The 9,654-nt window shown below is 48.1% G+C and carries 9 protein-coding genes, 1 tRNA gene and 1 pseudogene; 4 read left to right on the top strand and 7 right to left on the bottom strand.

Features of this window, described 5'->3' with window-relative positions:
• Positions 1-371: 371 nt before the first annotated feature.
• Positions 372-470, bottom strand: a pseudogene (locus NZ772_07550) (molecular chaperone DnaJ).
• 1,955 nt (positions 471-2,425) lie between these two features.
• Between NZ772_07550 and NZ772_07555 the strand changes: the two are divergent.
• The 4 genes from NZ772_07555 to NZ772_07570 all read left to right on the top strand — a co-directional run bounded on the left by NZ772_07555 (position 2,426) and on the right by NZ772_07570 (position 4,585).
• Positions 2,426-2,989, top strand: coding sequence for a DUF721 domain-containing protein (locus tag NZ772_07555; GenBank protein ID MCS6813412.1), 564 nt, complete (start codon positions 2,426-2,428; stop codon positions 2,987-2,989).
• Between the two features lie 117 nt (positions 2,990-3,106).
• Complete coding sequence (locus tag NZ772_07560) at positions 3,107-3,556, top strand: CAAD domain-containing protein (protein MCS6813413.1); 450 nt, start codon at positions 3,107-3,109, stop codon at positions 3,554-3,556.
• A 263-nt stretch (positions 3,557-3,819) separates the two neighbouring features.
• A tRNA-Asp gene (locus NZ772_07565) sits at positions 3,820-3,893 on the top strand.
• 17 nt (positions 3,894-3,910) lie between these two features.
• Positions 3,911-4,585 (top strand): class I SAM-dependent methyltransferase, encoded by a 675-nt coding sequence (locus NZ772_07570; GenBank protein MCS6813414.1) that lies wholly within the window; start codon positions 3,911-3,913, stop codon positions 4,583-4,585.
• Here the strand turns inward: NZ772_07570 and NZ772_07575 are convergent.
• From NZ772_07575 to NZ772_07600, 6 genes are all read right to left on the bottom strand, one after another.
• A complete protein-coding gene (locus NZ772_07575) occupies positions 4,582-4,752 on the bottom strand; it encodes a glucose-inhibited division protein A (GenBank protein ID MCS6813415.1) in 171 nt (56 codons plus the stop codon). The two genes, NZ772_07570 and NZ772_07575, sit on opposite strands and share 4 nt — an antisense overlap.
• A 60-nt stretch (positions 4,753-4,812) precedes the next feature.
• Positions 4,813-6,621, bottom strand: a complete 1,809-nt coding sequence (thrS, locus tag NZ772_07580) for a threonine--tRNA ligase (protein MCS6813416.1) — start codon at positions 6,619-6,621, stop codon at positions 4,813-4,815.
• Positions 6,622-6,740: 119 nt separating this feature from the next.
• Positions 6,741-7,187, bottom strand: a complete 447-nt coding sequence (locus tag NZ772_07585) for a tellurite resistance TerB family protein (protein MCS6813417.1) — start codon at positions 7,185-7,187, stop codon at positions 6,741-6,743.
• Between the two features lie 86 nt (positions 7,188-7,273).
• On the bottom strand, positions 7,274-8,353 hold the full coding sequence (gene trpD / locus NZ772_07590; protein MCS6813418.1) for an anthranilate phosphoribosyltransferase: 1,080 nt from the start codon (positions 8,351-8,353) through the stop codon (positions 7,274-7,276).
• Between the two features lie 43 nt (positions 8,354-8,396).
• Positions 8,397-8,792 carry a Rid family detoxifying hydrolase gene (locus tag NZ772_07595; GenBank protein ID MCS6813419.1) on the bottom strand — a complete coding sequence of 132 codons (396 nt, stop codon included), beginning with the start codon at positions 8,790-8,792 and terminating at the stop codon, positions 8,397-8,399.
• Between the two features lie 415 nt (positions 8,793-9,207).
• A partial coding sequence (locus NZ772_07600; GenBank protein MCS6813420.1) for an ABC transporter substrate-binding protein occupies positions 9,208-9,654 on the bottom strand: 447 nt, incomplete at its 5' end.

The following is a 9,654-nucleotide window of genomic DNA, read 5'->3' on the forward strand; positions in this document are numbered from 1 at the left end:
TAGCAAGCGATCGGGTGTTTTCAAATCCATTTCAATGTGAAATGCCATAGTCTGTGCCAAGCTCTGGATATTGTTTTGTAAAACAGTTCCCCATTGGTAGGCTTCAGGATAAGCATCATTAAAACTGGGGTCATCAATCACTTTCATAGCTCAAAGCTCAAATAGGTGGCTTACGGTTGTAGTTGAATCTGAGCGTCAATACCTTGGCGATGCAGTTGTTCCACTAGTTCTCTAGCTTTAGCTGGGTCATCAAATGTTCCCAATTGCACCTTGGCTCCATCCTCAGAATTGCGGACATAGGCATCAGGTACCACGCGCTGGGCATTTTCTAGATGACGATCGCCCGTATAGGGACTGACCACCGTATAGCCTGGAGACGATGGTCGTGTGGGTGCTGCTGGTGGTGGAGATGTAATCGCTGATGAAGGGGAAGGTGACGATCGCCTTACTGCAGGTTGGCTTGGGGGTGGGGATGTAATTGCGGTTGGTGAAGGCAGCAGGTGTTGGGTCGGCGTTGGAAACCTAGATGCAGTCGGTATAGATGCTCTCGGACTAGGCACTGGTAAGCGCGCAGGTGGTGATTGAGTTCTAGTAGATACACTAGGGCCATCTACTTGGGAAGCCGTTGGTGAAAAAGCTGCCTGTCCAGAATTCGCTTGTCCAGAATTGTTGGGCAAATTAGTTGTAGAAACAAACGGAGTCACTGCGGAGGGAAGTGGGATAATCATGGCAGTGCTGCTGCCTAGCGGTACTGGTGACGGCAACGTAGTCAGGGGCTGTCCCTTTGTCGATTGCACATTTCCTGGTGAGGACGCGATCGAGCTAGACGCAGTTGCTTTGTCAGAATTTGCTGAACTTGTCTTCAATGTACTTAGGGTATTGAGGTTCAAGTCAATAAATTCCTTAGCAGCCAAATTTGGAGAATCTGGCAACCCTGAGCTAGTGATACCAGGCTTGCCGGGTGCTACTGTAGATGACGATGGGCCAGAGTTAGCATCTGGGGATACGCCGTTAGATTGGTTGAGGCTCAGCCGTCCCATCGCATTAGTCAACAACACATAAGTTAAGGTTGCTGTAGATAACAACAAGATCAAGCTAGATCCAATACCTAGAGGAGTTAGCAAGCTCCTAAACAATCCTGGGTGCTCTCTAATAGTTGTAAAATCTGGCTCGTCTTCCGACAGACTCTTTAGCAACTCTTCTGACGAGGCCAAATAGTCAAACGGATCCGCGTCACCTGTGGGCACCAAACTGCCTGACTCTGTTGGCGAAGTAGTAGATGACCCATCGTTTCCTTGGCTATCCGCTGTCCCCTGGGTCGATGCTACCAATTGAATAGCACCTGTCTGGTTAGTAGCAGTTTGAGTGGAGAGGTCTTGCTCATGAGTGGCCGTAGGCTCAGGCATAGTCTTCAACAAGGAAGATGATGATTCCCCTGTTGAAGTCTCATCAGAAGGAATAGTTGGAGGTGCAGTCACTGAAACTGCCTTAGGTGAGCTGGTACCTGAAGTTGTCTCAAGGGAACCTAGAGATACGGACTGCTGGGCTACTGTTGAAGCAGTTACCACGGTAGCTGCTGGTGTAGCAACCTGACGTTGGTCAGGATGTTGATTAGCTGCGATAGTTTTCTGATGACTGGGCTGTCTACTAGCAGTAGGAGATGAATTTGGTGACGATCGCTGAGTAGCTACTGGAGAAAGCCCAGGTGAACCTGTTGGTACAGTGTTCAAACCGCGAGGTGGTGGGGGAGCATAGCCTGCCTTGTGGCGACGATAGCGCTGGAGTTCATCAACCAAGGTGACATCTAAGCTAGTTAGAGCAGCCCGCAAATTGGGGTGCAGCGATGCTGTAGACTCAGACGATACCTTATTAGACGATCGGTTGTGACTAGCAACCATACAATTTCCCCCTCTCTATCAATACTTCTACCGAAAATACTTCTACTGAGTAACCTGACCCAACGCGATCGAGCATCAATGACTCAACAGAGGTTGGACACAGTTGAATAGTAGACTCTGTGGATCCCCAATAATCATCTGGTAAGTGACTAATTTATATCAGCGTAATGGAACCACGGTTGTTAGTTGGTGCAACCCACCCTACGTTAGTTGGCTCAACATACCTGAAATAGTCGCTATCCAGTTTAGTGCAACCTGAAAATTTCCACCCACTTTTACATTAAAATTGGGATCTTAGCCTGTTATGCACCCTTCAATGGCTGAGAATAATGTTCCATGAGCAGTTTCATGAACTGATGCTTTCATAAACTAATGTATGATGCAAAGTGATGAGGGGTGGATTTGTAGCCCAAATATAGCGCAGGATTTAGTTCTTGTCACTATCGGTAGAGTAGTTGCAGTGACGCTTGAGTTAATAACCATAACGTTTTACGACACTTCTACAGAACTCTGACGAAATCAGACCTATGGCACTACAAGCGTTAAACAATTTGTTGAACGCTATAGAGAAGCAGCCCACTTGGCAAACCTATCGGCAACTTAGGTTAGTGCTGGATCATTGGTCTGCCATCGTGGGCGCTATTGTGGCCGAGCATACCCAACCCATAGCCATTCACCAAGGTGTACTCCATGTTGCGACAGTGAATCACCTGTGGGCACAAAACCTGATGTTTGAGCGTACTCGCATTCTAGACAAGCTCAATGGCCTTGATGGTCTGGCCTTGAGCGATATTCGCTTTTCTACAGCCCGTTGGCAATCTGCTCCTAAATCCTCCTCGTCTCTGGGCGAAGCAATGCTATGGCAAGAGCACCCTAGTTTTCTAGAGAAGGTTGATCCACCGACGGAGCCATTGTCATCATCGAATCATCTGGTTAGCAAACATCCTGGTCTAGTGTTTCGACAATGGCAACAAACTGTACAACGACGATCGCGACTACTTCCCCTATGCCCCCAGTGTCAATGTCCCACCCCTGATGGCGAATTACGGCGCTGGTCGATGTGTGGACTTTGTGCTGTTAAGAAACGCTAACAGTTTTCCTAACCATTCCACTATTACTTCACAAAAGACAGTATTCGAGCTATTGTCTATCTGATGGCAAGTGAATACTAATCACTACCGTACAGCAGTTAATAGATCTTATTTTGTATGATGGAATCCGATCAAAAACCGGCTGATTATATGGATCCCGCAACATCTGAACAAAAAGTTGAAATTGTGGACAATGTTACTGCTCTCACAAAAATGCCATCCCCAGATCAATCTGGGGATCAAGTGCAGCAAATCAAAGCAAAATTGCTTGAATTTGTTTCTGGGCTGCAATCCTTCGTGGGAGAGTTCTTTGAGGAATATCGGCAAATCTTGGTGTTGGTGGCCTTGCTAGTGGGTGGCGGTATCTCGCTAAAGCTCTTGCTGGCAGTTTTAGGTGCTATTAATGAAGTGCCACTGCTGAATCCGATATTTGAATTGATTGGTATTGGTTATACTGTTTGGTTTGTCTATCGCTATCTACTCAGGGCAGAAAGTCGCCAAGAGTTAGGCAATGAGATCAATGCTCTCAAGCACCAAATTCTCGGTCAGCAGACTGAGGACAGTTAGATGACAACCTAGTAGATGACAACTAGTTGTGAGTGCTGAAACAATACTGTTTCCGACACTAGAAGTACCCTTGACAGCGAAAGTGCAATGTTATCGTTATCCAGCCTGTACAGTGTATTCTATGATTGCAGAGTATTTGTGCAGGCTGTTCAGCGATTCTGATGTTCTTGTCTAGTTGATTGTCTCTGGCTGCTGGGACTGACTAAATTAATTTCATTGACAAATTGTCTGTTCATAGAGACAATGGTGATTGCGTCAAATCTGGGACCGTAGTTCAATTGGTTAGAGCACCGCCCTGTCACGGCGGAAGTTGCGGGTTCGAGCCCCGTCGGTCCCGTTCTGGTATCTTTGAGTATGGCAACTGATCTAAACCGTCAGGATAGCGTTAACACAGATAGTAGGTGGCAGACCGTCGCCCACGCATTGACCTATCTAGCTAGGGCAGATACTATCCCCCATCGCACTGAGGGCGAGGCTGTTTTGCTTGAACATGTGCCCACAACGGTTACTCGTCTGTTGGATTTGGGTACTGGCGATGGGCGACTGTTGGCCTTGTTGAAACTAGACCGACCTCAAGCTGAAGCTATTGGCTTAGATTTCTCGCCTACCATGCTGGAACGAGCACGATCGCGATTTGCAAACGAAGCTACTGTAACCATCTTGGAGCATAACCTAGAGCAGCCTTTACCTAATCTGGGGTATTTCGATGCAGTAGTGTCTAGCTTTGCTATTCACCATTGCAGCCACGATCGCAAGCAGGCCCTCTATCACGAAATCTTTGACTGCCTCTCGCCGGGAGGCATTTTTTGTAATCTAGAGCATGTTTCGTCACCAACACCTGCTCTGCATGAACGGTTTTTGGCAGCGATCGGCTACACTCTCGAAGAGGATGACCCTGATAACAAGTTGTTGGATGTGGAAACACAGTTGGGGTGGCTACGTGCCTGTGGCTATCAGGATGTAGACTGTTACTGGAAATGGCTAGAAATGGCGCTGTTGATTGGTTATAAACCCAATAGCTCCTCCTAAGCCGAATGACCAATAGGATTGATGTGGACGATCGTTGCCAAATCGTCAATGGGGGCGGGCTTCATCTCACCGCGTAAATCAAGCAACTGCACGAGGACTAGGTAGACAATGCTCAGGATGATGGCGATCGCTCCCGTAACAATGGCAGTCAGTTTAGGTCGGTTCATCAGTAGTTACTCCAGTTCTTAGAAATCACTATAGACATCACCATACTTAGAAATCACCACTTAGAAATCACCATAGTTGTCTGCGGCTGTTTTCAGGCGAGATAGCACCTCAGTTACAGGCAGAGCACCCAAATCACCGCTGGCGCGGGTACGAATGCTCAGGCTGTTGCTTTCTAGTTCCTTGGCCCCAACGACAGCCATAACCGGGATTTTCTCCATTTCCGCATTACGAATCATCTTGCCTAGCCGTTCTCCACTGACATCAACTTCCGCGCGAATGCCTGCAAGCCGCATCTGCTCTGCTACCTGATGCGCAAACCCTAGCTGCACCTCTGTCACTGGCAACAAGCGAATTTGCTCTGGAGCCAACCAGAGTGGAAAATCACCAGCGTATTCTTCAATTAAGATGCCGACTAATCGCTCTAAGGATCCAAAGGGAGCACGGTGAATCATCACGGGCCGCTTGCGGGTACCATCTTCTGCTACATATTCCAAATCGAAGCGCTCTGGGAGGTTATAGTCTACTTGCACAGTTCCCAATTGCCATTCCCGCTCTAGGGCATCTTGAACAATGAAATCTAGCTTGGGGCCATAGAAAGCGGCTTCACCAATGCCAAGAAAATGATTCATGCCTAGGGTTTCCACTGCTCGTTGGATGGCATTTTGAGCATTCTCCCAAGCCTCATCAGAGCCAATATACTTATCAGATGCCGGATCTCGGAAACTCAACCGTGCTCGGAAAGACTTATCTAACCGGAGAACCTTGAGCACGGACTGAATTAAGTCCACTACTTTGAGAAACTCGTCGTCAAGCTGTTCTGGGGTGACAAACAGATGGGCATCATCTTGAGTGAAACCGCGAACGCGGGTGAGTCCTCCGAGTTCACCTGACTGCTCGTAGCGGTAGACAGTACCAAATTCTGCTAACCGCAGGGGTAATTCTCGGTACGATCGCAACGACGACTTGTAAATTTGTACGTGAAAGGGACAGTTCATCGCCTTGAGCACGAAGCCCTCATCTTCAGACTCACCCATCATGGGAAACAAATCATCTCGGTATTTTTGCCAGTGTCCAGAGGTCTTAAATAACTCCACTCGACCTACGTGGGGAGTCACTACTGGCTTGTAGCCACGCTTGATTTGTTCTCGCTTCAGAAAATCTTCCAGAATAGAGCGGAGTATCGTACCTTTAGGAGTCCATAGGGGGAGTCCAGGGCCGACTTGATCAGAGAACACAAATAACCCTAGCTCTTTGCCAAGGCGGCGGTGATCTCGGCGTTGGGCTTCTTCTTTGCGGCGCTTGTATTCTGCTAATTGTTCAGGGGTTTCCCAAGCTGTACCATAAATGCGCTGAAGTTGTGCTTTAGTTTCGTCGCCACGCCAATAGGCTCCTGCTAGGCTCTCTAGCTCGATCGCCTCTGGGTTTAGTTCTGCTGTATTTTCCACATGGGGGCCAGCGCAGAGATCCCACCATTGGTCTCCAAGGTGATAGATGGTAATGGGTTCCTGTAGACCCTCTAAAATCTCCAGTTTGTAAGGCTCATTAATGGCCCGAATACGGCGTTCAGCCTCTTCACGACTGACCTCTTCCCGCACTACAGGTAGCTTGCGGTTAATGATTTTGACCATCTCTTTTTTGATGGCCTTCAAGTCTTTTTCTGTGAATGGCTCTGGATGATCGAAGTCGTAGTAAAAACCAGTTTCAATCCAAGGGCCGATCGTCACCTGAGCTTTAGGAAACAGCTTTTGCACTGCCATTGCCATTACGTGGGAGGCGGTGTGACGAATCCGTTTCAACCGCTCAGACTGACTGGTTTTAGGCAGGTGGATTTTTTCTGGCTGTTCAAGAGCACTATTCTGGTCAGACATGGGCAGGTCACGATCGCGAAGTTATGGGTCAGCGTCATAGTCATTGCTGATTAACGACATTACAAAATGACAATGACTATGGACATGTCTATCTTATCGCGCTCTGCTTCAGACTACGGCTAGCCCTTGTTCTTAATCAAAATAACGCGAACAATATCCAAAGCTGTGTTATCAGGAATTTCTAAGGAACGGTGCAAGTGTTCTAAAAATGCTTTCTCTTCATCGGTGACTAGTCCATCAGCAAGAATTAGGTCAGTAGCAACTGCAAAAGCAGTTTCCCGTAGCTCATGGGGCAGGTATTGTTTGGCTTGCTCGAACAGAGCATGACTATCTTCATTGCGAATGATTTTGAGAAAGCGATCAAGCATTTTGGCAATTGCTTCACCAGAATAGTCTTGAAAGAGTTTCATCCGAGACAACCCTAGCGACAGAGATTGCACTTCTGGGTCTGACAGATAACCATCCGATGCCGTTGCTGCTAAGGTGATAGCGGCAAATGCTTCGGCTGCTGTCATGGTGTTGCCTTGGGTTGTGGAATTATTCAACAGGTGATCAAACAAACCCACGGGTATAACCCCCTTATCAACAGTTAGCAGTCACTATGTTTCACTACATACGCTTCACTACAGTAGAAGACTAGTTCCTACCTAAACTAGGAACTCTGTAAAAACTTTACAAGCTGCTCAACTTTGCCCCAAGCAGCGCCACTTGCAAGAATGTCCTTGGCCATCGCTACACCAGCAACAGCACTTGTCACCTTTTCACCCACCATTAGCGCCAGGGCAGCATTTAGTGCAACCACATCTTGGTGAGCTTGAGTGCCCCTGCCCTGCAATACATGACGCAAAATATCAGCATTTTCTTGGGCATCTCCTCCCCGCAATGCACTCGTAGGTGCAATCACTAAGCCAGAATCCTGTGGATCCAAAATTGACGATGTAACTTGTCCGTTTTCCAGGATGGCTAGGTCTGTGAGGTTTGCTAAGCCAGCTTCATCCAGATGTTCTCGTCCATGGAGAACGATCGCTCGCTGCGTTCCTAGCTGTTGCAGCGCCTGAGCCATGGTGATCACTAGACCTTCTGTAGGTACGCCCAAGACTTGCCCTGTAGGTTGCATGGGGTTCACCAATGGCCCTAGCAGGTTAAATACTGTTCGCACCTTCAAGGTGCGCCGCAAGGGAGCCACTGCCTTCAAGGCAGGATGCCAGCCTGGAGCAAACAAGAAAGTCACGCCTACTTCTTGCACAGCAGCTTGCACCTTTTCTAGGGGAGCCGACAGGTTCACGCCTAGAGTTTCCAGCACATCTGCTGATCCTACCTTGCTGGATGCTGAACGATTGCCATGCTTGACAACGGGAATGCCAGCCGCCGCCGCTACAAACGCTACGGCTGTGGAAATATTAAAGGTAGATGCCCCGTCACCACCAGTGCCACAGGTGTCAATCCGAGGTGTGGGCAACGTCTCAACGGGAATTGGCAAGGGCACCGATTGTGACTTTAAGACCTGAGCCATGCCTGTCAATTCGTCGGCAGATACTCCTTTAGCTTGAATCGCCGCCAAGATTGCTCCAGAGAGAACGGGTGGAATCACGTCGGCTAACCATCCTGACATTAGGTCTGCTGCTTGAGTGGTGGAAAGAGATTGCCGATCGAGTAACTGTTGTAGCAATTCTGACCACAGGGGAGAGTCAGCGGTGAGATCTGTATTAGAGGATGGAGCAGTGGAAGTCATAGGATCAACGGCAACTCGACGATTTAAGGCTCACTATTCAGGGTTAACCCTGGTTCAAAACAGCAATACAATCGATTTCTACCAGCATATCCATAGGCAGTTTAGCAACCTGGACACAGACCCGTGCCGGAGAACTAGCTGGTGAAAAATAGCTGCTGTAGATTTCATTCACGATCGGGTAATCTTTCATATCGGCTAAAAAAACTGTCGTGCGGACAACGTCGTCTAATGTAGCTCCACTGGCCTCTAGAATTGCTCGCAGATTAGCGATGACCTGATGGGTCTGTTTTGCAACATCATCGGTGCTCACGGGCTGGTTGGTTGCTGGGTCTAGGGCAATTTGTCCTGCTATAAAGAGAAACCCGTTGGCAGCGATCGCCTGATTATAAGGCCCTGAGGGAATCGGCGCTTGGTTAGTCTTAATGATAGTTCTGGTCATTGATGATTAGTCCTAGATATGCGTCATCAGTCAGTTGGAATTTGGGGCGCTCTTACTGCAACATTGGTTTTCAGCGTTGTTTGTATGCTGCACACGTCTGCTTATAACTTCTGCTCATGTTAGTGATTAGTCGCGAATATAATTAGCGACTAGCTAATGAGAAGCCTCGACAGGCTACTGACGTAGTTTGCCTGGTCTAGCGAGAGGCAGTAAGCTGGCCCAAGCACCAACAGATGCATGAATTAGATGCATGGATCAAAAAGACTATACCGTGAACTGGAGCGATGCGAAAGTCAACGATTCGTTGTGTGCTTATTTATGGACTGGGCGCAACTCTTGGCTAGTAGTCTCATGGCATTTTTCCACGGCGGCAGTACACTTGAGCCAGCAATCGCCTGCTAACTGCCCTAGCTAATCAAGAAGCTGACTGGCCTTTTGCTTGCAGGAATTTTCTAGCAACTTCAGCGACGGGTTGAAACTCTGCTTCAACCTGATAGTTCATAGCCTGCATGTCTGCTGCTGTGATTAGGTTTTGCAGCTTTTTCAAACTCTGGCGTAGGGAGGGATATTTTTGTAACGTAGCTTGACGCACGATCGGCACTGCTTCATAGGGTGGAAAGTAACCCTTGTCATCCTGAAGGATCACCAACCCCAAGCGTCCAATCTGTCCATCGGTAGAGTTACCTGCTACCATATCCACTTTCTTGTCTACGAGCGCTCGATACAACAGCCCCAAGTCCATAATCCGAGGTGATTTTGCAAACTGTAAACCATAGGTTTTTGCCAGACCCGGAAAGCCATCCTCACGCTCGGTGAATTCATAGCCAAAGCCTGCTTGCCATTGAGGTGTGTATTTTGCTGC

The organism is Cyanobacteriota bacterium (genome assembly GCA_025054735.1).
Lineage (GTDB): Bacteria > Cyanobacteriota > Cyanobacteriia > SKYG9 > SKYG9 > SKYG9.